This window comes from Demequina sp., assembly GCF_016278775.1.
GTDB lineage: Bacteria > Actinomycetota > Actinomycetes > Actinomycetales > Demequinaceae > Demequina.
Window position 1 is genome coordinate 51,287 of sequence record NZ_JADQBF010000041.1, and the last position, 19,802, is coordinate 71,088.

24 protein-coding genes are annotated in these 19,802 nt (G+C 68.0%); 17 read left to right on the top strand and 7 right to left on the bottom strand.

What is annotated here, in order from left to right:
• Nucleotides 1–30: 30 nt before the first annotated feature.
• The 11 genes from QZZ33_RS06290 (at nucleotide 31) to QZZ33_RS06340 (ending at nucleotide 8,864) form a co-directional block, all read left to right on the top strand.
• Complete coding sequence (locus tag QZZ33_RS06290; protein ID WP_291378915.1) at nucleotides 31–852, top strand: hypothetical protein; 822 nt, start codon at nucleotides 31–33, stop codon at nucleotides 850–852.
• Nucleotides 849–1,673, top strand: coding sequence for a hypothetical protein (locus QZZ33_RS06295; protein ID WP_291378916.1), 825 nt, complete (start codon nucleotides 849–851; stop codon nucleotides 1,671–1,673). The genes QZZ33_RS06290 and QZZ33_RS06295 overlap by 4 nt, the downstream gene beginning before the upstream one ends.
• Nucleotides 1,674–1,701: 28 nt before the next feature.
• Nucleotides 1,702–2,988, top strand: coding sequence for an MFS transporter (locus tag QZZ33_RS06300; protein WP_291378917.1), 1,287 nt, complete (start codon nucleotides 1,702–1,704; stop codon nucleotides 2,986–2,988).
• 25 nt (nucleotides 2,989–3,013) lie between these two features.
• Nucleotides 3,014–3,910 carry a hypothetical protein gene (locus QZZ33_RS06305; protein WP_291378918.1) on the top strand — a complete coding sequence of 299 codons (897 nt, stop codon included), beginning with the start codon at nucleotides 3,014–3,016 and terminating at the stop codon, nucleotides 3,908–3,910.
• Between the two features lies 1 nt (nucleotide 3,911).
• The gene (locus QZZ33_RS06310; RefSeq protein WP_291378919.1) at nucleotides 3,912–4,301 is read left to right on the top strand and encodes a DUF4190 domain-containing protein; all 390 of its coding nucleotides are present in this window, start codon (nucleotides 3,912–3,914) and stop codon (nucleotides 4,299–4,301) included.
• Nucleotides 4,302–4,414: 113 nt separating this feature from the next.
• Nucleotides 4,415–4,900 (top strand): SRPBCC domain-containing protein, encoded by a 486-nt coding sequence (locus QZZ33_RS06315; RefSeq protein ID WP_291378920.1) that lies wholly within the window; start codon nucleotides 4,415–4,417, stop codon nucleotides 4,898–4,900.
• 184 nt (nucleotides 4,901–5,084) lie between these two features.
• Nucleotides 5,085–5,231, top strand: coding sequence for a hypothetical protein (locus QZZ33_RS06320; RefSeq protein ID WP_291378921.1), 147 nt, complete (start codon nucleotides 5,085–5,087; stop codon nucleotides 5,229–5,231).
• A gap of 39 nt (nucleotides 5,232–5,270) precedes the next feature.
• Nucleotides 5,271–6,419, top strand: coding sequence for an aminotransferase class I/II-fold pyridoxal phosphate-dependent enzyme (locus tag QZZ33_RS06325; RefSeq protein ID WP_291378922.1), 1,149 nt, complete (start codon nucleotides 5,271–5,273; stop codon nucleotides 6,417–6,419).
• A 56-nt stretch (nucleotides 6,420–6,475) separates the two neighbouring features.
• The gene (locus tag QZZ33_RS06330) at nucleotides 6,476–7,066 is read left to right on the top strand and encodes a hypothetical protein (RefSeq protein ID WP_291378923.1); all 591 of its coding nucleotides are present in this window, start codon (nucleotides 6,476–6,478) and stop codon (nucleotides 7,064–7,066) included.
• Nucleotides 7,067–7,116: 50 nt separating this feature from the next.
• Nucleotides 7,117–7,629, top strand: coding sequence for a copper chaperone PCu(A)C (locus QZZ33_RS06335; protein ID WP_291378924.1), 513 nt, complete (start codon nucleotides 7,117–7,119; stop codon nucleotides 7,627–7,629).
• The gene (locus tag QZZ33_RS06340) at nucleotides 7,626–8,864 is read left to right on the top strand and encodes a Dyp-type peroxidase (RefSeq protein WP_291378925.1); all 1,239 of its coding nucleotides are present in this window, start codon (nucleotides 7,626–7,628) and stop codon (nucleotides 8,862–8,864) included. Before QZZ33_RS06335 ends, QZZ33_RS06340 begins: the two co-directional genes overlap by 4 nt.
• Here QZZ33_RS06340 and QZZ33_RS06345 read toward each other — a convergent pair.
• Nucleotides 8,853–9,467 (bottom strand): class I SAM-dependent methyltransferase, encoded by a 615-nt coding sequence (locus QZZ33_RS06345; protein ID WP_291378926.1) that lies wholly within the window; start codon nucleotides 9,465–9,467, stop codon nucleotides 8,853–8,855. The two genes, QZZ33_RS06340 and QZZ33_RS06345, sit on opposite strands and share 12 nt — an antisense overlap.
• A 78-nt stretch (nucleotides 9,468–9,545) precedes the next feature.
• Here QZZ33_RS06345 and QZZ33_RS06350 point away from each other — a divergent pair, with 78 nt between their 5' ends.
• Entirely contained in the window at nucleotides 9,546–10,475 is a 930-nt protein-coding gene (locus QZZ33_RS06350) for a phosphotransferase (protein ID WP_291378927.1), read from the top strand.
• A gap of 12 nt (nucleotides 10,476–10,487) precedes the next feature.
• Here the strand turns inward: QZZ33_RS06350 and QZZ33_RS06355 are convergent, their stop codons facing one another.
• From QZZ33_RS06355 to QZZ33_RS06380, 6 genes are read right to left on the bottom strand one after another with little or no spacing between them, the layout of a single operon-like run.
• Nucleotides 10,488–10,940: a hypothetical protein gene (locus QZZ33_RS06355; RefSeq protein WP_291378928.1), complete on the bottom strand. Its 453-nt coding sequence runs from the start codon at nucleotides 10,938–10,940 to the stop codon at nucleotides 10,488–10,490.
• A gap of 55 nt (nucleotides 10,941–10,995) precedes the next feature.
• Entirely contained in the window at nucleotides 10,996–11,856 is an 861-nt protein-coding gene (locus QZZ33_RS06360; RefSeq protein WP_291378929.1) for a siderophore-interacting protein, read from the bottom strand.
• A 3-nt stretch (nucleotides 11,857–11,859) separates the two neighbouring features.
• The gene (locus QZZ33_RS06365; RefSeq protein WP_291378930.1) at nucleotides 11,860–12,933 is read right to left on the bottom strand and encodes an ABC transporter substrate-binding protein; all 1,074 of its coding nucleotides are present in this window, start codon (nucleotides 12,931–12,933) and stop codon (nucleotides 11,860–11,862) included.
• Nucleotides 12,930–13,799 (bottom strand): ABC transporter ATP-binding protein, encoded by an 870-nt coding sequence (locus QZZ33_RS06370; RefSeq protein ID WP_291378931.1) that lies wholly within the window; start codon nucleotides 13,797–13,799, stop codon nucleotides 12,930–12,932. Before QZZ33_RS06370 ends, QZZ33_RS06365 begins: the two co-directional genes overlap by 4 nt.
• A complete protein-coding gene (locus QZZ33_RS06375) occupies nucleotides 13,796–14,791 on the bottom strand; it encodes an iron ABC transporter permease (RefSeq protein WP_291378932.1) in 996 nt (331 codons plus the stop codon). Before QZZ33_RS06375 ends, QZZ33_RS06370 begins: the two co-directional genes overlap by 4 nt.
• Nucleotides 14,788–15,783 carry an iron ABC transporter permease gene (locus QZZ33_RS06380; protein ID WP_291378933.1) on the bottom strand — a complete coding sequence of 332 codons (996 nt, stop codon included), beginning with the start codon at nucleotides 15,781–15,783 and terminating at the stop codon, nucleotides 14,788–14,790. Before QZZ33_RS06380 ends, QZZ33_RS06375 begins: the two co-directional genes overlap by 4 nt.
• A 218-nt stretch (nucleotides 15,784–16,001) precedes the next feature.
• Between QZZ33_RS06380 and QZZ33_RS06385 the strand changes: the two genes are divergently transcribed.
• From QZZ33_RS06385 to QZZ33_RS06405, 5 genes are read left to right on the top strand one after another with little or no spacing between them, the layout of a single operon-like run.
• Entirely contained in the window at nucleotides 16,002–16,853 is an 852-nt protein-coding gene (locus tag QZZ33_RS06385) for a redoxin domain-containing protein (protein ID WP_291378934.1), read from the top strand.
• Complete coding sequence (locus QZZ33_RS06390; protein ID WP_291378935.1) at nucleotides 16,819–17,427, top strand: TetR family transcriptional regulator; 609 nt, start codon at nucleotides 16,819–16,821, stop codon at nucleotides 17,425–17,427. The genes QZZ33_RS06385 and QZZ33_RS06390 overlap by 35 nt, the downstream gene beginning before the upstream one ends.
• Before the next feature lie 59 nt (nucleotides 17,428–17,486).
• Complete coding sequence (locus tag QZZ33_RS06395) at nucleotides 17,487–17,912, top strand: VOC family protein (RefSeq protein ID WP_291378936.1); 426 nt, start codon at nucleotides 17,487–17,489, stop codon at nucleotides 17,910–17,912.
• Between the two features lie 60 nt (nucleotides 17,913–17,972).
• Nucleotides 17,973–18,452: a TrkA C-terminal domain-containing protein gene (locus tag QZZ33_RS06400; RefSeq protein WP_291378937.1), complete on the top strand. Its 480-nt coding sequence runs from the start codon at nucleotides 17,973–17,975 to the stop codon at nucleotides 18,450–18,452.
• Nucleotides 18,453–18,455: 3 nt separating this feature from the next.
• Nucleotides 18,456–19,712, top strand: coding sequence for a cation:proton antiporter (locus QZZ33_RS06405; protein ID WP_291378938.1), 1,257 nt, complete (start codon nucleotides 18,456–18,458; stop codon nucleotides 19,710–19,712).
• Nucleotides 19,713–19,802: the final 90 nt, after the last annotated feature.

Sequence of the window (19,802 nt, forward strand, 5' to 3'; positions counted from 1 at the left end):
GTTCACTGCGAATGTGGCAGGGTGATCCTCATGAATCGCATCGCCAAGGCCGCAGCCCTCAGCCTGATCGCCGCCGTCGCACTGAGCGGCTGTCTTCGCTACAACGTCGAGATCACTCTCGAGTCAGACGACACCGCCTCCGGCACGGTCGTCACCGCCGTCCAAGAGGGCATCGCCGAACAGCTCGGGGTGGAATCGGATGAGGCCGCGCTCGAGGAGCTCTTCGCCGATAGCCCGTTCGACGAATCCGGCGTCTTTTCCGCAAGCGACTACGCAGAAGGCGACTACATCGGCAAGCAGTACTCCTTCAACGGCCTCGACATTGCGCTCCTCGATGCTTTCGCCGACATCTTCACGGTCGAGCGCGTGGACGACGAGTTCATCGTCTCCGGCGACTCGGCACCGACTCCAGAGGGAGAGCTCGACCAGGTGCCCGCAGGCGCCGAGTCGTCCCTGTCGATCACCTTCCCCGGCGAAGTCACGGACCACAACGGCACCCTGAGTGGCAACACCGTCACGTGGGACCTGTTCAGCCAGACCGAACCGATCTCGGCAACGGGTGGCGCCACCTCTGGTGGTGGCGACTTCCCGCTGTGGCTGGTCATCGCGGCCGTCCTGATCCTGCTCGTGTTGATCGGCGTCGTCGTCGTGGTGATGGTCGTCGTGCGCAAGCAGAAGGGCACCACATCGAGCGACTTTCCTGGTGACGCCACCGTGACGGCCGACTTCGCTCCCGCAGCGCAGCCCGCGCCGGATCCGGCAGCGACCGCTGCACCTCCGGCCCCTCCGGCCCCGCCGGCACCGCCCGCACCTCCGGCCCCGCCGGCACCGCCAGAAGAAAAGAAGGAGTGATCACGTCGGTCGCTCGCGCGGCGGCACTGTTGGCCGTCCTCGCCGTGCTGACCGGTTGCGTGAGGTTTGAGTCGAGCAACAACTTCTCGACCGACAACACGGTCACTCAAGAGATCGTCCTGGCGCTCACCCCGGCAGCGGCCGACCAGATGGGCATCGACCTCGACACTCTCACGGCGGAAGCCTTCACGGCGCCAGGCTCGTCAGGGCTTGGCATCGATCCGTCCAAGGTGGTGATCGAGGACTACGTGGAAGGCGACCGCCGCGGCGTGCGCATCGTCGCCACGGACCTCACCCTGGAGGAGTTCAACGCAGCATCACAATCGGGTGCCGGCGAGGTGGGGCAAGGGCTCGGGACGCCGATGACGGTGGCGCGCGAAGGCGACGTCTACGTCATCACCATCCCTGAAGATCCGAACCGAGACCTGTCGGGTGTGCAAGGAGCCGGATCGATTGGGCTGATCGCCGACTCGATCGACTTCTCGATCACGTTCACGTTCCCCGGTCCCGTGAAGTCGACAACGGCGGGCCGGGCCGAAGGCAAGAAGGTGGTTCTTGGCATCGAGGACCTCCTCACCCCCGAGGAGATCGTCATCCGCGGCCAGGCAACAGAAGGCATCGCGTGGGCGCCCATCCTCAAGTGGACTGGCATCGGCGCCGTGGCGCTTCTCATCATCCTTGGCGCCGCATTGCTGATCTGGCAAGACAAGCGGCGCACCTCGCACAACACCTTGCCCCCACCCGTCGTGACGCCGCACGGCGACGACGACGCGGTCACTGGCAGCGGCGACCAAGACGGCCGCATGGACCAGGCACCTTAGCGCTCGCGGGTCTCACCGAGGTGAGACCATGTCCTACGTGCCTAGCCCCTACCGCCCCCTGCTGCTAAAGCCCGGCGCACGCCAGTTCGCGCTCGCTGGGCTGCTCGCGCGACTGCCGATCTCGACGTTCAACATCTCCGCCATGCTGATGATCCAACTGCAGTACGACCGCTGGGAGATCGCGGGGCGCGTCGTCGCGGTGGGCGTCGGCGTCTGGGCGCTGCAGACGTTGCCCACCGCGCGGTGGGTCGACCGCAAGGGACAGCGGATGATGATCCCGCTGACCGTGCTCTTTGTTGTCGGCACCACCATCCTGATCGCCACCGCGATGACGCGCGGGCCCGAGCCCCTGCTCTGGCTCGGCATCGCCATCGCTTCGCTGTCAGGGCCGCTCGGCTCGCTCACGCGGGCGAGGTGGTCGCACATCCTCGACAACGACGACGACATTCACACGGCGTTCTCCCTGGAGGGCGCGTTTGATGAGGTGCTCTTCGTGGCGGGCCCCGCAGTCGTCACCGCCTTGGCGTACTCGGTGCACCCGGCGTCTGGCCTTGTGCTGGCCGCGATCGGCATGGTGGCGGGAATTACCCTGCTGCTGGCGCAGCGCGACACGGAACCCCCGGCGCACGCCGAGGGCGATTCAGGCGGACTGGGGTTCAAGGTGCCACCAGCGATCATCTCGGTGGCCGCCGTCGCGGTGGCGCTCGGTGCCATGTTCGGCGCGCTCGACATCTCCACGGTGGCCTTCGCCAAAGAGTTAGGTCACGAGTCGTGGGCTGGCCTCGTCATCGGCGTGATCTCCTCCGGCTCGTTCTTGGGCGGGCTCGCGTACGGCGCACGACGTTGGCGCACCCCTCTGTGGAAGCGCCTGGTGATCGCGTCCGTGGCGCTTGCCGCAGGTTTCGTGGTGCTCGCCAACATGCCCAACCTGTGGCTCTACACCGCATTTGGCTTCATCGCCGGCATGGCAATCGCTCCATTGATCACCAGTCAGGACTCGGTCGCCCAGCGCGTCGTCAAGCAGAGCCAACTCACGGAGGGCATGGCGTGGCTACGCATCGGCCTGGGCGCTGGTGTGGCGCTCGGCAGTTGGCTGAGCGGTCGCTTCATCGACCAATCAGGGCACGGGGCCGGGCTGCAGGTGATGGCGTGGTCCGCCGTGGTGATCGCGATCTTGGCGATTGCAGGGTCTCCATGGGTGCGCCGCGACACGGAGGCCGCCGACCGACGCCGTGGCGTCGAGCGCGAGCCAGGCGACACCCTGCCGCCAGCGGAGGCCCACGGCGAGCAGCCGCCGATTCCGCCGATTGTCTGAGCAACCCCGCGATACTGTGGCGAGCATGAGTCCCCGCATTGCACTTGTCACTACCCGAGACCTGCCCACGATCGACACGGACGACGCCCTGCTTTCGGCACGCTTGCCCGGCTCCGAGGTGGTCGCATGGGAAGACGAGACGGTGGCATGGGGGGACTTCGACGCGGTGATTCTGCGCTCCACGTGGAACTACACGGAGCGCCTCGAGGAGTTTCTCGCGTGGGCCGAGCGCGTCGACTCCGTGACGCGCCTGTTCAACCCGTTGAGCGTCGTCAAGTGGAACACCAACAAGCGATACCTGGCCGGACTGCAGCAGGCGGGCATCCCCGTCGTGCCCACCACCTACATCGCCGCTGGCGAGGAGGTGCCGGAGCAGGCGCTCGCTGGCCACATCGTCGTCAAACCGACCGTCGGTGCCGGGTCGAGCGGTGCCGCCCTCATTCGAGACGATGCCGATTCCGCCTTGGCGCACGTGCTGTCGCTCCACGCGCAGGGCCACGTCGCGATGATCCAGCCCTACCTTTCGCACGTGGACACCCACGGCGAGACCGCGCTCATCTATGTGGCGGGAGGCTTCTCTCACGCGGCGCGCAAGGCCGCCATTTTGTCGCGCAACCTCGAGTGGAGCACGGGCTTGTACGCCGACGAGAAGATCGTCCCAGCGACGGCCACCGCCGCCGAGCGGGAGCTTGGCGATCGCATCGTCGCCATGCTTCCCGAGCTCGCGCCGGGCGGCGAAGACGTGGCCTACGCGCGCGTGGATCTGCTGCCTACCGATCACGGACCCGTAGTGCTAGAACTGGAACTGACCGAGCCCTCACTGTTCCTTGGCGTCGACGTCGACGCGCCAGCAAGGGTTGCCGCGGCGTTCGCATCGCTAGCGGGCCATGAGGAACACGATGCGCCAACAGGAGGCCAATAACATGACGCAGCAGGATCCCTGGGCGACGCCGCCCAACAACCAGTCAAACGGATCGACGCCGCCCCCTCCTCCCGCGACTGCAGTTCCGCCGCCGCCCGAGTACGCCCAGGTTCCCCCGGCGTACTACAGCGCCCCTTCGAACACCAAGAACGACTGGATGGGCATCACCGCATTGATCCTGTCGCTCGCCACGTTCATTACGGGAATCACGTGGATAGGTGGCATCATCCTGGGTCACATGGGCATGGCCGCTGCGAAGCGTGGCGAAGCGAGCAACCGCGGCGTCGCGATGGCGGGAGCCGTGATCGGGTGGGTGTTCGCGGGCCTAGCGGTTCTCGGCATCTTGGGCTTTGTGCTCTTTGTCATGGCGGTGGAGTCCTCGTCCAGTTGACACGGTCCCCGCACTGTGCGTCGTCCCGGGTGGCTTGAGGCTTGACTCGTCCCGCTGCCGGGGCCACTCTGAGGTCACACGCTCCGGCTGTTCAAGGAAGAAGGGACGGTGGAATGCGGCGCGAGTTCGCACTCCCCGAGGAGCGCCCTCAGATCGTCATGACGGAGGAGGTCAGCGCTCCCATTGACAAGGCTTGGACCGTCCGGTTCGAGGCGCTCTACGTCGCGCAGTGGTGGCGGCCGATCGGCTATGTCAATCCGATTGTCGATATCGACTTGGTCCCCGGCGGTCGGTGGCGCATCTCGCAGCGCGATCCGCAGGGCAACGAGTTCGCTTTCTACGGATCCTTTGAGACCGTCGAGGAACCCCTCATCGCGGTGCAATCGTTCAGGTCGGAGCTGTTCCCTGACGTTGACTCCACGCTTACCACGGAGTTCACCGCGCGCGCTCGCGGAACCACCATCGTGACGACGCACGAGTTCACCGATATGTCGTGGCGGCGCGGCTACCTGCGGCTGGGAGGGCTCGAGCGCATGTCGGAGTCGTCCCACCACTACGGACTGCTGCTGTCGCAACTGAGGCCTCGCCCGCCAGCCTGACGCCGACACGCAGGCGGACACAGTGAGTCTTGTCGTCCCACCCCTCGCGCAAATCGCAGCCATGTCGTAGAATTGTTGTTGCACTCAACAAACCCGTGCGGCATAGCTCACCCCACAAGGGCACAGCCCCGTACCTCACGCCGACGCCCCAACCCCGCGCGTCGACGAAAGGACAACAGCACACATGCACAACGTCGAACCCGCGCCCAACACCCGCGAGATCGAGATTGCTCGCCGCTCCGACAAGGTCGAGGCCCCACAGCAGTACTCCAATTGGCGCGACTACGCCTTCTCCGAGGTTCCGGAAGAAGACGGCGGCACTCAGCGCTAGCCAGCCGCGGCTCCCTGGGCCGCGTGCCAGACTGAGGCCATGGCCCAGCCCAATCCCCTTGAACAAGTTCCCCTTGAGCGCTTGCGCGAACGCACCAGCATCAAGTGGCACCGGTATGACCCCGACGTCCTGCCCCTGTGGGTTGCCGAAATGGACGTCGACCTCGCACCGCCCATCGCGGGCGCCCTTGAGCGTGCCGTTCGCACCGGCGACACCGGTTATCCCGGCTCGACGCCGTTTGTCGAGGCGTTCACCGAGTTCGCCGCGGCACGCTGGCAATGGCCGACGCTTGACGCGGCGCTCGTTCGGCCCGTCGCCGGGGTGATTCCCGGGTACACAGACGCGCTGCTCCTGGCCGCGGGGCACGGCGGCTACGTGGTCATCACCTCCCCCGTCTACCCGCCCTTCTACTCCTACCTGCGTGAGGCAGGCCTCACCGTAGTCGAGGCTGTCCTCACCGATGAGATGCGACTCGACCCTGACACCCTGGAGGCAACGCTGGCGCAGGCGCGGCGTGACACCTCCGCGGGCGTCGCAGTGCTGCTGTGCAACCCGCACAACCCCGGCGGTACGGTGCACACTCGCGACGAACTCGAGCAACTCGCGACCATCGCGCACGGGCACGGCGCCACCGTGGTCTCGGATGAGATCCACGCGCCGCTGGTATACGCGCCAGCCGAGTTCATTCCCTATCTGGCGGTTGACGGCTCCGGCATCGCCCTGCATTCAGCGTCCAAGGCGTGGAACCTGGCGGCCATGCCTGGCGCGCTCATGGTGTTCGGCCATGAGGCGGCCGACGCTCACCGCACCTTTGCCGCTGGCGCCCACCACTGGCCGGGGCACTTCGCCGTCATTGCGCAGACCGCCGCCTACTCCGAAGGCGGGCCGTGGCTGGAGGCGGTGCTCAAAGGGCTCGACTCCAACCGGCACCTGTTGGGCTCGCTGCTCGCTGAGCACCTGCCGGCCGTGGGGTACCGCGTACCTGAGGCCACGTACCTGGCCTGGCTCGACTGCACAGCACTGGGACTGGACGGCGACCCCGCAGCCGTGTTCCTCAAGCGCGGCCGGGTGGCGCTGAACTCTGGCCCCACCTTCGGCACGGGCGGAGCTGGCCACGCGCGCCTCAACTTTGCGACCAGTGGCGCCATCCTTGAGGAGGCCGTGCGGCGCATGGCCGCAGCGCTCTAGCGGCGCCGCCCTACGCGGGCTCTTGCGGCCCTCACACCCCATGGGACACTGGTCCTATGCGACGGTCCGAGCGCCTACTCCGCGCCGCCGCTGTGGCATGCCTGTCCACTGGCGTGGCGCTCGCGATGCACGTCGCCGGCGGGGGGATCCTCCCTGCGGCGCCCGGAATCGTGGTGCCTCTTGTGCTTGCCTTCGCGGTGAGCATCCAGCTCGCTGCAGCGGCAATGTCACGGTGGCGACTCGGGTCCGCCGTCGTCGTGTCGCAGGCCCTCTTCCACTCCCTGTTCGCGCTCGGCTCCGGCCCCAGCGTTGTCGCGACCGGCACTGGCGCGCACGGCTCCCACCAACCCACCGCCCTCACACTTGACTCCGCCGGGGCCGGGGCCACACACGGGCACTTCACGCCGTCCATGCTCGCCGCGCACGCGGGCGCAGCCATCGCCACCTACGCACTGTTGCGCCGCGCCGACGTCTTGGTGTCACTCATTCGTCGGGCCGCCCACGCGCTCACCACTCGACTCACCCTCACCCCTCGCCGCCTTGCGGCACGCCCCCGGATCGTCGTTCGCTCTGGCCGAATCCCCGTTGCCCTCCGCATTGCCCGCTCACCGCACGGACTTCGCGGACCCCCTCTTCACCTCGCCTGACACCGCTTCTCGCGCAACCGCGCACCCCTTCAGACGAGAGAGAGACACTCATGCTTGCCCTGTCCCGTGCTGCCCTCGTGGCGGCAATTGCACTGACCCTTGCCGCGTGTTCCGGCGGCTCTACAGGCGACGACGCCTCGTCGCTCACACTCACCGACACGTGGGCGAAGGCCGCTGACGAAGGCATGACTGCGGCGTTCGGCACGGTCGAGAACGCGGCCGACCGCGACATCACCATCACCGCGGCGCGCTCGGACGCGGCCTCCGCAGTAGAGCTGCACGAAGTGGTCGACGACGTCATGCGGCAAGTCGATGGCGGCTTCACCGTCCCCGCCGGCGGCTCCCTCGCGCTCGAACCCGGCGGCCTGCATCTCATGTTCATGGGGATCCCCCAGCCGATCGCACCGGGGGACGAGGTCACCGTCACGCTGACGCTGTCCGACGGCTCCGAACTGGACTTCACGGCGGTGGCGAAGGACTTCGCTGGCGCGAACGAGGACTACGACGGCGGCATGAACATGGAGACGGGTTCCGCCGCCGCCTCCGCCGAGGCCGAGGCGTGACTCCAGCCGACAACGCGCCCTCTCGGCGCCGGTTCCTCGCCGCGGGTGCCGCAGCGGGGGCTGGCGCCTTGGTCGGCACCGCCGCGGGCGTGGGAGCGGAACGCGCTGGCGCCATCCCTGGTGCTCCGGACCGCCCGGACGACGCCGGGGTCAACGGCCAACGCGTCGTCCCGTTCTACGGTCCTCACCAAGCGGCGGTCACCGCGAGGCCCGGGGCCTTTGCCTCTTTCGTTGCCCTCGACCTGCTCAGGGGGATCGGGCGCGACCGCCTCGCCGCCTGGATGCGCCTCATCACGGATGACGCGGCGCGGCTCACCCAGGGTCGCGCGGCCCTCGCGGATGTCGAGCCGGAGCTGGCCGCGACCCCTGCGGGCCTTACCGTGACGGTGGGCTTTGGGCGGGGCTTCGTGGAGCGCGCGCGCGGCGAGCGGCCCGCGTGGCTCCAGCCGCTGCCGCCCTTCTCGATTGACAAGCTCGAGGACCGTTGGTCGGGCGGCGATGTGCTGTTCATCGTGTCGTCGGACGAACCCAGCACGGTGGCCCACGCCCTGCGCATGCTGCTCAAGGACTCGCGCGCGTTCGCGTCCGTGCGGTGGCGGCAGGACGGCTTTCGCCGCGCCTACGGCTCGGATCCGTCAGGGCGCACCATGCGCAATCTGTTTGGGCAGGTGGACGGTTCGGCCAACCTTCGCCCTGGCACGCCCGACTTCGATGCCGCGGTGTTGGCGGGTGACGACGCGCCCGCGTGGTTGCGGGGCGGCACCAGCTTTGTGTTGCGCCGCATCGCCATGGACCTCGACGGATGGGACGAGGTGGATCGCGTGGGTCGCGAGAACGCGGTGGGCCGCAGGCTCGACACAGGTGCCCCGCTGACGGGAGGCCGAGAGCGCGACCCCGTGGACCTCGATGCCAAGGGCCCGGGCGGGCTGCCCGTGATCTCCTCGGTCGCTCACGCCCGCCGTGCACGCGTCGAGGATCCCAGTCTGCGCATCGTCCGCCTCGCCTACAACTATGAGGAGCCGGCGCCCGCTGCGTCGGAGGCTCTGAGTTCAACGGGGCTGTTGTTCGGTGCGTGGCAGGCCGACGTCGACCGCCAGTATGTGCCGATTCAACGAGCGCTCGACGAGGCCGATCTGCTCAACGTGTGGACCACGCCGATCGGTTCTGCGGTGTTCGCCATTCCGCCAGGCTGCCGCGAGGGCGGCTACCTTGGCGAGTCCTCGCTAGGCGTCTGAGGGACGATCCCACACGATGGTGTAGCGCCACAGCAGGCGCGACTTGTACTCCGCGCCCGGCAACACGCGCATGGCGGCTTGCTGCACCTCCCGGTAGGTGTGCGGAGGTGGCCACACCGTCGGCGAGCCGTGCTGCCACGAACCCTTCACGAGCGCGAAGGCCTTGTCGGCAATCGAGGCACCCATCTCGCGGTACAGGTCCCGCCAGGTGGCACGCGCGGCGCCCACCACGCACAAGCGCCCGCCTGGAGCCACCCACGACTTGAGGCGTTCCAGGCCAGCGTCGATGTCCATGTGGTGCAGCAGCGCGCCCGAGTAGACCACGTCGGCCGCCTCCAGGTCGGTCGCGAAGATGTCGCCCACCACGTAGGTGATGCCTTCAGACTCCTGCGCGCGAGCACGCTCGATGCTCGGCTCGTCGGCGTCGATACCCGTCACCGTCAGCCCGGCCCGAGCAAGCGTCCTGGCGGCAAGGCCCTCGCCACACCCAGCGTCTATCGCGGTGCGGGCATGCTCTGGAAGGTCGGCGAGCAGTTGCTGCTGGTAGCGGATCGTGTGGTTGAAGCGGCGGTGGTCGGGGACGGAAGACGGTGCTGAAGACATGCCACCAGTGTGCCCGCCTCCAGCGTTACCGCGCGCCCCGCCGCGCACACGAGAGCCGCAGACCCTACTGTGGGGTAAGTGAGCAACGTGGCCACACCTCCCGCTGAGGTGCACATCGACGAACCCTTGGTGCGCGCGCTACTGAAGAGCCAGCACCCCGATCTCGCCGACCTTCCCTTCGGTTCTCACCACGAGGGATGGGACAACGTCACCATCCGCCTCGGAGACGAACTTGCCGTCCGCCTCCCACGGCGACGCCTTGGGGCGGCGCTGACAGCGACCGAGCTTGACTGGATTCCCAGCGTCGGCGCTGCGTGGACCTTCCCCTCGCCGCGAGCGCTGCGCGTGGGGGAGCCCAATGAGCGCTACCCGTGGCGGTGGTCGGTGGTCCCCTGGCTCGAAGGCACTCCCGCCTACGAGGCGCCGCTCAACGCCGACGGTGCACGCGACTTGGGAGCGGCGCTCGCTCAGGTGCACCAACCCGCCCCAGCCGACGCGCCCATCAACCCGTTCCGATCCCGACCGTTGCGCGAACGGGCCGAACGGCTCGACCTGCGACTCGAAGCACTCGCCACGGACCACGGAGACTCCGTGCGTGCGGACACGGCACGAGGGATCTTCCAGGCAGGCGCCAACCAGCCGCCCGTGACGCTCACGTGGACGCACCTCGATATCCATGGCGCCAACGTGCTGACGCGGGGCGGCCGCCTCGCGGGCCTGCTGGATTGGGGAGACGCCGCGGCGGGTGATCCAGCGACCGACCTGGGCGAGGCGCTCGTTCTGGTCGGGCGCGAGAACTTCCGGGCGCTCGCCCAGGCTTACGCCGCCGCTGGCGGTGCCGCGGCGACGGATGGTTCCATGTCTGAGTCGGCCACTGCCAGGACTGAAGCGGAGGCCGTCGCCTACGCCGCGCTGCTCGCCGGAATCGAGGAGGGTGACTACGCGCGTGCCGGCTGGGCTGCACTCGTGGAGCTGGGCGTCGCCGACGCCGCAATCGTTCCTTCCTAGGCGCCGCAAGGGCTAGGAGGACGCCCCCGACACTGCGGCGACCGTGGTGGTCTCGACCTCCTGACCATCGCTCACGGTCGCGGAGCGGATCGGCATCCCTGGATGGTCGCGGCTGAACCAGAAGACCAGCGTGACCTCGCCGCTTGCGACGTCATACCGCGCGCACTCGAGACGCCCCAAGGGTGTCTCAATCGTCTCGCGCGTCACGGTGGTGACGTCGCCTGGGTACACCATGTTGTCTCGCAGATCGTCCCAACTCGACCAGGCCTCCATCGCGGTCCCCGTTGGCTCGCCATCCGCACCAAGTGGCGTGACGCCGATTGACACCCCCGACTCGTCGGGGTTGAAGTACGAGGTACGCCGCCGGTCGACCACCTCGCCGTCACGCTCGGTGACGATGTCGAGCGTGTGGCCGTGGGGGCAGGCCGCGCGGATCTGAGCGGACGTGAAAGGCGGGGCAGCCATGATCATCACCCCACGCTACCCGGCGCGGCGACCGCGTGGGTGGCAATGCCGGGCGTCACAGCCCGAGCACTTTCATGTAGGGCTCCAGGATCTCCCAGTTCTCTTCGTCGGAGCGATCGTCTCGCCAGATCTCGTCGTACTGCGCGCGTTGCTCGTCCGTGAGCTTCGCCCACACATCGAGCAGCCGCTGCACATCCGCATGCCAGTAGCCGACGATGCGCAACGCACTCGCTGGCAGGCCGGGCTTCCGACGCAGCCGGGTGCGCGTCTGGCGAGACACGGAAGACTCACAGGCGACCCACGCGTACACGCCCGGCGCGGACGAGTCGTCCTGGCTCCGCGAGGTCTGGGCCATCACGGCCTCCGCCTCGCGGGCGGCCGACTCGACGATGGTGCTCGCAGTCATGCCGTTTCCGCCCACGCGCCACTCAATCGACGCGTCGGCCGCCGTGGGGAGCGAGCGAGCGTCGTCGAGCGATCCCAACTCGATCACCACACGGAAGCTCTCGGCGCCGTCGGCCTCCGCGAGAATGCGCGCGATCGCTGGAAGCGCGGTGGCGTCGCCGATGAGCACCCTGGGAATGTGCGCCGCCGGAGCGGAGTAGTACGCCTTGGGCTCGCTCACCCTGACGGTGTCGCCCACTGCTACTGACTCGCCCCACGCCGACCCTGGTCCGTGACCGTGAATGGCCACCTCGACCTCGAATCCTCCCGGAATCACACGGGACACCGTGTAGTGCCTAGACGTGTGGCCGTCTGCGTCGGGAGTCTGCGCGCCAACCTCGAGGTGCACAAACTCGTCCGGCACATTGAGGGACGACCACGCGCCGCCGTCACGCACCCGGAGCCCCACCCGCACAAAACCGGGCGTGACGCGTTCACGGGATGTGACGACGGCGTCGATCGTCGCTTCCATGGCTTAGGCAGCCTCCTCGAATGCGGGCACCTCGGTGGCCGGGTCGCCGTCGAGCGCGGCGTCCAACTTGGGGGTCAGCTGCTCCACCACGTAGGCCTGAGACAACGGGCTGGCAAAGGAGAACGCACCCTCGAACACGCCCTCGGTGGACCAGATGTGTCCGCCGTTGACGGTGATGCCCAACGAGTCGTATGCGGGCATCGCCTCGATCTGCGCGCGGGTGTCCGGCGACAGGGCCGCCAACCAGATCACGGTGTCGAGGTCGAGGATGTCGAGCCGCTCTGGGCTGACCGTCAGGTAGAAGTCGGTGGCCACATCGCCGTGCTGGTCGACGACAGTGGGGTCAAGTCCCAAGCGTCCGAGCAGCGCCGGGCGCGGGTCGTGGGAGTAGTACGCCCCCGGCTGGCCTTCGAACAGGAAGCCAACGGCGGCAGTCTTTCCCTCCCAGTCGGGGTGGGCCTCGCGAGTGGCCGCAAACAGTTCTTCGTTGGCGGCAATGATCTCTTCGCCCTGCTCGGACTTGCCCACGGCGGCCGCGATCAGGCGGGTCTCCTCGTCGAAAGGCATGCCGTAGTCCGCGTAATCGCCCGACTGCGCCACGACGGGTGCGATCTGGCTCAGCAGGTCGTACTCCTCCTGCGTGATGCCAGACCAGGTCGCGATGATGAGGTCGGGGGTGAAGCCCGCCACCTGCTCGATGTTGAGCTCGGCGTTGGAGAGCACCTCTGGCTCGGCACCAACGGCCTGGCGAGCCTCGTCCGCCCACGGCCACGTCGCATAGTCGTAGCCGCCGTACCACTCGCGCACCGCGACGGGGGCGATGCCAAGTGCGTACAACCAGTCTTGCTCGTGATAGCCCACGGTGACGATGCGTTCCGGCTGCGACTCGATGGTGGTCTCGCCAAACTTGTGCTCGAACGTGACGGGGAACGCGTCTGCCACAGGCGTCTGGGAATCGGTGGCGGTTGGCGCGTCAGACGCCTCTGGCGAGCCAGACGACGAGCACGCGGCTAGCGTGAGGGCCGCGACGGCCAACAGCGCCACGCCTGCTCGGCGGGGGAGGGTGGGGTTCTTCATGGTGTCCTTTCGGGGTGGGTGAATGCGTCGGGAGACGCTTCTGGTGCGCGCAGCGCCGTGAAGGGTGCGCGTGAGGGGAGGACGAGTGGGGTTCCGGTGACGGGGTCAGGAACCACGGTGACGGGTAGACCAAAGGCGGCGGAGACCCGCTGCGCCGTGAGCACCTCGTGGGGTGTGCCGCGCGCGAGCACCAGGCCGGCTGACATCAGCACCACGTGGTCGGCGTAGCGAGCCGCCTGGCCCAAGTCGTGCAGCACGGTCACCACGGTGCGGCCCTCGGCCGCGAGCGCGTGCAGCAGGTCCATCACTTCGTATTGGTGGGCGATGTCGAGGTAGGTGGTCGGCTCGTCCAGCAGCAGAATCTCGGTATCCTGCGCCAAGGCCAAGGCGATCCACGCTCGCTGACGCTGGCCGCCAGACAGCGAGTCGACTGCTCGCTCCGCAAGCCCCGTCAGGCCCGTTGCCGTGAGCGCGTCCTGCACGGCGTCGGCGTCGGCGCGAGACCACGGCGTGAAGGCGCCGAGGTACGGGGTGCGTCCGCGCGCCACGAGGTCCCTCACCGTGATTCCTGCGGGAGCGATCGGCGCCTGCGGCAACAGGCCCAACTCCCGCGCCACCTCCTTGGTGTGCCGTCGATGGATGTCCTGCCCGTCGAGAGTCACCGCGCCAGAGAGTGGCTTGTGAAGTCGCGCGAGGGCTCTCAAGAGCGTCGACTTGCCGCAGCCGTTGGGGCCGATGATGGCGGTAAGCGACGCCGGGGCGACGGGCACGGTGACCTCGTGGACGACGCGGGCGGCGCCGTACGCCAGGGACAGGTCGGTGGCCTCGAGGCGGTGCTCGCGTGGCTGTTCGTGGTGGTTGGTCATGAGCGAAGTCCCCTCGCGCGATGAAGCAGGTACAGGAGGTACGGGGCGCCGATCGCGGCGGTGAAGAGGCCGATCGGCACCTGGGTGGGAGAGAAGAGTTCCCGCGCCAAGAGGTCGGCGACGGCCGTGAGTGCGGCGCCAGCAACGATGGAGGGAACGAGAGCAATTCCCTCCGTGCGCACCAGGCGACGCGCGATCGCGGGCGCCACGAGCGCCACAAAGCCGATGGGGCCGGTGAGCGCGGCGGCGAGGCCCGCCGCGAGCGCGCCGAGGGCTATGGCCGCGAGCCGCAACCGCACGGGCCGCACGCCTAGCCCGGACGCGAGGTCGTCGCCCATCTCGAGCACGCGCAGCCTTCGCTCAAGCCACAGGGCCAAGGGGATGGTGACCGCGACTGCGGCTGCCGCGATGGCCACGTGCTCCCACACGCGGGCGTTGGTCGAGCCGATCGTCCACAGGTACGCCTGCGGGGCGAGGTGCTCTGGGATCGCGGTCAGCAGGTAGGTGGTGATCGACGACGCCACAAAGCCGATGCCGATACCCGCCACAATGAGTCGCATCGGCTGGATTCCGCGGGACCACCCCACGCCCACGATGAGCGCCGACGTCAGCAATGCTCCCGCGACTGCCGCCGGGGCGAGGGCGAGTGACGAGGTGTTGCCGAAGGCCCAGATGGAGGCCACTGCGGCCGCCGCCGCGCCCTGCGTGACGCCGAGGATGTCGGGCGACGCGAGCGGGTTGCGGGCCACCGACTGGAGCAACACACCCGAACACGCCAGCAAGGCCCCGACGAGCGTGGCCGTGTAGGTGCGAGGTGCGCGCAGTTGGCCAACGATGAAGTCGGCGGGGGTATTGGTGGTGAAGCCCGCAGCAGACTGCAGGGAGTCCGACCACGGCATCGCCGTCTGTCCGTAGGTGATCGCCAACGTCACTGCGGCGAGCATGATGGTGGCAAGCAGCAGAGCTACCCACGTGGGTCTGGTCAGAGTCATGGCGCCACCGCCCTCATCCGGCGCGCGAGAGCGGCCAGCAGGACTCCACCAAGCAGGGCGGTCGTGACGCCCACTGAGATCTCGCCTGGGCGTGCCACGATGCGGCCCACCACGTCGCACAGCAGCACGACGGCCGCGCCCAACGGGATCGACAGGACGAGTAGCCAGCCGATGCGCGGACCCACAAGCGCACGCACCAGGTGCGGCACGGCGAGCCCCACAAAGGCGATGGGGCCCGCGAGCGATGTCGCCAGCCCAGCGAGCACGATGACAGTGACGAGCACGTGCGCGCGTGTGAGACCCGCCCGCGTACCAAGCGAGGCCGCAGCGTCGTCCCCCAGCGCGATGGCGCTGAGCGGTCGCACGGCAAGCAGCGCCAGCGCGATCGCGATGGCCACGAATGCCACCAGAGGCCAGACCGGGACGCCCGCGCGGCCGGTAAGCGACCCGGCCAGCCAGAACCGCAGCTGGTTGAGAGCGAAGGGTTGCGCCACCACGATGGCCGACGTGACCGCCGTCAGCAGTGCGGTGACCGCCGCACCCGCGAGCACTAGGCGAGCGGGCGCGGCCGCGCCTGCGCCCGTGGCGCCGACACCGTAAGCCACAAGGCCAGCACCGGCGGCCCCGACGAAGGCGAGCAGGACCTGGGGGGCGAAGGACGCGATGCCGCCCACGACGGTGCCGAGCACGATCGCGAGCGCCGCGCCCGCGTTGAGTCCCAGCAGGCCAGGGTCAGCGAGAGGGTTGCGGGTCAACGATTGCGTGAGCGCGCCCGCGACGGCGAGCGCTGCTCCCGCCGCCACACCAATCACTGTGCGATCCACCCGCAGCTCACGCACAATCTGGTGACTCGGGTTGACGGCGTCGTAGTCGACAAAGGCGGCCCAAACGTCGTGCGCTGGAATCTGCTGCGCGCCCACCGCCAGGGACGCCACCACCGCGACGAGCGCGAGGGCAATGGCCGCGAGCGCGGCGAAGGCAAGGCGAGGCACTGTGACTCCGAGTTGTGGGGCGCCGCGACGGCGACGACGGCAAGTAAGGCGAACCTAACTCACGACCTCCCTTTTACGCAACATGCTCGTTGCGTAAATACCTTGTGCAGCGCTTCAAGGGTGGGTCGCCAACCGGCGGGGTCCCCCATGGGGAATAGCGCCGAGTGACCAAGCGCTGATCTGTACGCACTCGTACACTTATCGAATTGGAGCTTCCCATGAGACTCATGCATCGCCTCTTCGCCGAAACGGTCGGCGTTCTGACGATCGCCGCCATCGGCATCGCCATCGCGCAGGCCGTGAGCCACGGTTCACCCGCCCCACTCATCGCCGCAGCACCCTGGATCGCCGCATCGGCGCTCATCTTCGGCCCGACTCTCGTACCTGACCGCCTTGTCGCACGCACCCAGCGCCATCCCTGGCCCTGGTATGCGGCGGCGTTGGGGAGCTTGGTGCTCGGGTTCGTGGTTCATTGGCGAGCGGGAATCCTCGCCACCGTTGGATTCGTTGCGATGCTCGCCTACACGCTCTGGTTCTCGCGCCAGCATCGTCCGTCCTCCACCGTTGCGGTGGGAGATGCGCTGCCCGATTTCCCGCTCCTGACCGTAGACGGAGCCGCCGTCACCTCCGCGGTGTTGACGCATCACCCTCACGTCATCCTGTTCTACCGAGGCAACTGGTGCCCGTTCTGCATGGCTCAGGTACGGGGCGTGGCCGCTCAGTACAGGGAGTTGGAGCAGCGCGGAGTGCGCGTCGCCCTCATCAGCCCGCAGCGCGCTCAGGACTCGGAGGACCTCTCCCGGCGCTTCGACGCGCCGATGGACTTCTACGTGGATGCGCAAGGCTCTGCAGCGAAGGCGCTGGACATCGTTCAGGCTGGCGGCGTGCCAGTGACCTTCGGCGCTGGCACAAACGGGGATACGGTGGTGCCCACCATCATCATCACCAGGGCCGACGGCACGGTTGCGTGGTTGCACCACGCGGACGACCACCGCATTCGGCCAGAACCGTCCACCTTCTTGGAGGTCATCGACCGTGAAGGGATCGGCGTCGCGCGGCCAACCGCGTAGGGAAGCGATTGCCCAGGCCGCGCTTCAGGTGTTCCTGGAGCGCGGCTTCGGCGCATCCGTCGACGATGTTGCTCATGTCGCAGGCGCATCCAAGCAGACGATCTACAAGTTCTTCGGCGGACGGGAAGGGCTCATTCGTGCGGCGATGCGCAGCGAGCTGGAGGCGGTCATCGGCCCGATGCGCCTTGCGGCAGAGTTTGACGGCTCCCCTCAGGAGCGTCTCGAGCGATTCGCGCAGGCCTACCAGGACACACTTTTCGCGGACAACTGCCTCGCCATGTACCGCTTCGTCATCGGTGCCACCCGCGAGCATCCCTCGCTGAGTGCCGCCTTCAACGAGACAGTGGTGGACTACATCACGGGGCTCGTGGGGCCCGCTGTTGCCGAAGCGACCGGCACCACTCCTTCGAGAGCCCGGGAGCTCACGGAGATGTACCTTGGGATCCTCCAAGGTGCGGAGCTCAACCGAGCGCTCGCTGGGCTCCCCGTTCATGCTGGCCGCCTCGCGGCGCTCCGCGCGGATGCCGTGCGCGCCGTTGTCGCCTCGACCTCACGCATGGCTAGCGCCCCGTGACGGGGCCTTGCGCAAACTTCGGCTAGCGGATTATCCCCTGAAAGGACCATACTTCTGCCATGAGAACGCAAAGGCTTTCCCTGATCACCCTTCCGGTCGACGACCTGGGCGCGGCGATCGACTTCTATCAACGGGCCATGGGCTGGGATGCCAGGATGCGCTTTGGTGACGACATCGCCTTTGTGCAGATGAACGGCTTCGTCGCGGCCCTATGGTCCCGCGCCGCGTGGGAGGCGGAGGGCCTCGACTTCGCGCCGCCAGGGTATACCTCCTTCGCCATCAACTTCTCCCGCCCACCGGAGGTGGATGAGGTTGCCGCCCAATGGGCCGACGCGGGCGGAGAGATCGCCAAGGCGCCAGGCGCCGTGTACTGGGGCGGCTACTCGGGGTACGTGCGCGATCCGTGGGGGAACCTCATCGAGTTGGCCGTGAACGACGCGCTGTTCATCACGGAGGAGGGTCACACGGAGCTGCGCCCCAACTGACCCGCCGTCCCAGGCCCCGCGCCGCGTGACCCCAAGGCCCCTTCATGGGACAGTTGAGCCATGGAGATCTTTGAGACCCCACTGCCGGGCATTGGCGTGCGCTACGAGTTCACCTCCGAGCTGGGCGACCACGTGGGAGTCGTGATACGTCGCGACGGGAAGCGCGACGTCGCGCTCTACGACCGGCAGGATCCCGACTCGTGTCGGGGCACCATGGAACTCACCCAGTCAGACGCTGGCAAATTGGCCGAGTTGCTCGGCGGCACGAACATCACCGCCAGGCTCGACTCGCTGAGACACATGGTGGAGGGACTCGCGATCGACTGGGTCACCATGCCCGACAGTGGCGGCTTGACAGGCAAGACGATCGGTAGCGGTCACATACGGACCGCCACCTCCGCCTCCGTGGTGGCAGTGATCAGGGGAGACGAGGGTATCCCCGGGCCTGGGCCCGACTTCACGCTCGAGCCGCGCGACACGGTGTTGGTCATGGGCGGCGACGACGCCGTGGGAGAAGCTCGCGCCATCCTGATCGGCTGAGCAATGCTCACCCTGTCAGGCGTGCACCTCGCGGTCGATGCCGCCGAGCCGCAACACGCCTCTGTCGTGTTGATCGAGCTGGGCATCGTGCTGCTCGTCCTTGCGGGACTGGGGCGACTGGCCGCGCGCATCGGTCTTCCGTCGGTCCCGTTGTACCTGCTGGCCGGTCTGGTCATGGGAGAGGGCAGCTTCTTTCGCGTCGACGCTGGCGAGGAGTTTCTGGCGATCGGCGCCCAAATCGGCGTGGTTCTCCTGCTCCTCCTCTTGGGCCTTGAGTACTCGCCAGCTGACCTCAAACAGGGGCTGAAGACCTCCTGGCTGGCCGGGATAGTGGACGGCCTCGCCAACGCCATCCCCGGCTTCGCCATGGGGCTCATTCTTGGCTGGTCCCCGGAGGCGTCGCTGTTGCTTGGGGGCGTGACGTACATCTCGTCCTCCGGAATCATCGCGCGTCTACTCGACGACTTCGACCGCTACGCGAACCGTGAGACCCCCGTGATCCTCAGCCTGCTGGTGATGGAGGACATCGTCATGGCGGTGTTCCTGCCGATCGTGGCCGTGATTCTGGTCGGCTCGAGTGTGGTGCAGGGAGCCGTGACCGCGGCCATCGCGATCAGTTTGGTCGCCATCGCGTTCTTCGTGTCGCTGCGGTTTTCGACCCACGTATCGAAGGCTGTTCACTCCCGATCGCGCGAACTGCTGCTGCTGTCGGTGTTGGGGCTGTCCTTCCTGGTGGCGGGCCTCGCCGAAGCGGCCCAGATCTCCGCCGCAGTGGGAGCGTTCCTCTTGGGACTCACCCTTTCCGGCCAAGTCGCCGACGAGGTGCGGACACTCCTTCCACCGTTGCGAGACGTCTTTGGCGGGATTTTCTTCGTGTTCTTCGGACTCACCATCGACCCGCGGGACCTGCTCCCGGTCCTGATACCTGCGCTGATCCTGGCGGTCATCACGGCCATCACCAAGATCGGGACAGGTGCGTGGGCCGCTGCGCGCGCCGGCATCGGCACCAAGGGCCGTTGGCGCACCGGCCTGTCGCTCATCGCGCGCGGTGAGTTCTCCATCGTCATCGCGGGGTTGGGAGTAGCGGCGGGCGTCGAAAGCAGCCTTGGTCCCCTCGCGGCCGCCTATGTGCTGATCCTCGCTGTGGTCGGCTCGGTGCTCATGCGTCTCGCGGACCACATTCGGCCACCGCGCATCATCGGCAGGCGACACCCCCCGGTCGGACCGACGACGCCACGCCCGACGCCCGGCGCGTACTAGGCCTGGGCGGCCCGTGCCAGAGCGCGTGCTCGGGTGTGCAAGAATTGCTCGTCGCCTGGCGCGGCCCGCGTGAGCGTGGCCCCAGGACGA

Coding starts and splice junctions, on each gene's coding strand:
- QZZ33_RS06405 (WP_291378938.1), top strand. CDS start 18,456: ATGCTCACCCTGTCAGGCGTGCACCTCGCGGTCGATGCCGCCGAGCCG.
- QZZ33_RS06310 (WP_291378919.1), top strand. CDS start 3,912: ATGACGCAGCAGGATCCCTGGGCGACGCCGCCCAACAACCAGTCAAAC.
- QZZ33_RS06375 (WP_291378932.1), bottom strand. CDS start 14,791: ATGACTCTGACCAGACCCACGTGGGTAGCTCTGCTGCTTGCCACCATC.
- QZZ33_RS06320 (WP_291378921.1), top strand. CDS start 5,085: ATGCACAACGTCGAACCCGCGCCCAACACCCGCGAGATCGAGATTGCT.
- QZZ33_RS06335 (WP_291378924.1), top strand. CDS start 7,117: ATGCTTGCCCTGTCCCGTGCTGCCCTCGTGGCGGCAATTGCACTGACC.
- QZZ33_RS06300 (WP_291378917.1), top strand. CDS start 1,702: ATGTCCTACGTGCCTAGCCCCTACCGCCCCCTGCTGCTAAAGCCCGGC.
- QZZ33_RS06385 (WP_291378934.1), top strand. CDS start 16,002: ATGAGACTCATGCATCGCCTCTTCGCCGAAACGGTCGGCGTTCTGACG.
- QZZ33_RS06395 (WP_291378936.1), top strand. CDS start 17,487: ATGAGAACGCAAAGGCTTTCCCTGATCACCCTTCCGGTCGACGACCTG.
- QZZ33_RS06325 (WP_291378922.1), top strand. CDS start 5,271: ATGGCCCAGCCCAATCCCCTTGAACAAGTTCCCCTTGAGCGCTTGCGC.
- QZZ33_RS06365 (WP_291378930.1), bottom strand. CDS start 12,933: ATGAAGAACCCCACCCTCCCCCGCCGAGCAGGCGTGGCGCTGTTGGCC.
- QZZ33_RS06315 (WP_291378920.1), top strand. CDS start 4,415: ATGCGGCGCGAGTTCGCACTCCCCGAGGAGCGCCCTCAGATCGTCATG.
- QZZ33_RS06360 (WP_291378929.1), bottom strand. CDS start 11,856: ATGGAAGCGACGATCGACGCCGTCGTCACATCCCGTGAACGCGTCACG.
- QZZ33_RS06370 (WP_291378931.1), bottom strand. CDS start 13,799: ATGACCAACCACCACGAACAGCCACGCGAGCACCGCCTCGAGGCCACC.
- QZZ33_RS06305 (WP_291378918.1), top strand. CDS start 3,014: ATGAGTCCCCGCATTGCACTTGTCACTACCCGAGACCTGCCCACGATC.
- QZZ33_RS06330 (WP_291378923.1), top strand. CDS start 6,476: ATGCGACGGTCCGAGCGCCTACTCCGCGCCGCCGCTGTGGCATGCCTG.
- QZZ33_RS06345 (WP_291378926.1), bottom strand. CDS start 9,467: ATGTCTTCAGCACCGTCTTCCGTCCCCGACCACCGCCGCTTCAACCAC.
- QZZ33_RS06355 (WP_291378928.1), bottom strand. CDS start 10,940: ATGGCTGCCCCGCCTTTCACGTCCGCTCAGATCCGCGCGGCCTGCCCC.
- QZZ33_RS06290 (WP_291378915.1), top strand. CDS start 31: ATGAATCGCATCGCCAAGGCCGCAGCCCTCAGCCTGATCGCCGCCGTC.
- QZZ33_RS06400 (WP_291378937.1), top strand. CDS start 17,973: ATGGAGATCTTTGAGACCCCACTGCCGGGCATTGGCGTGCGCTACGAG.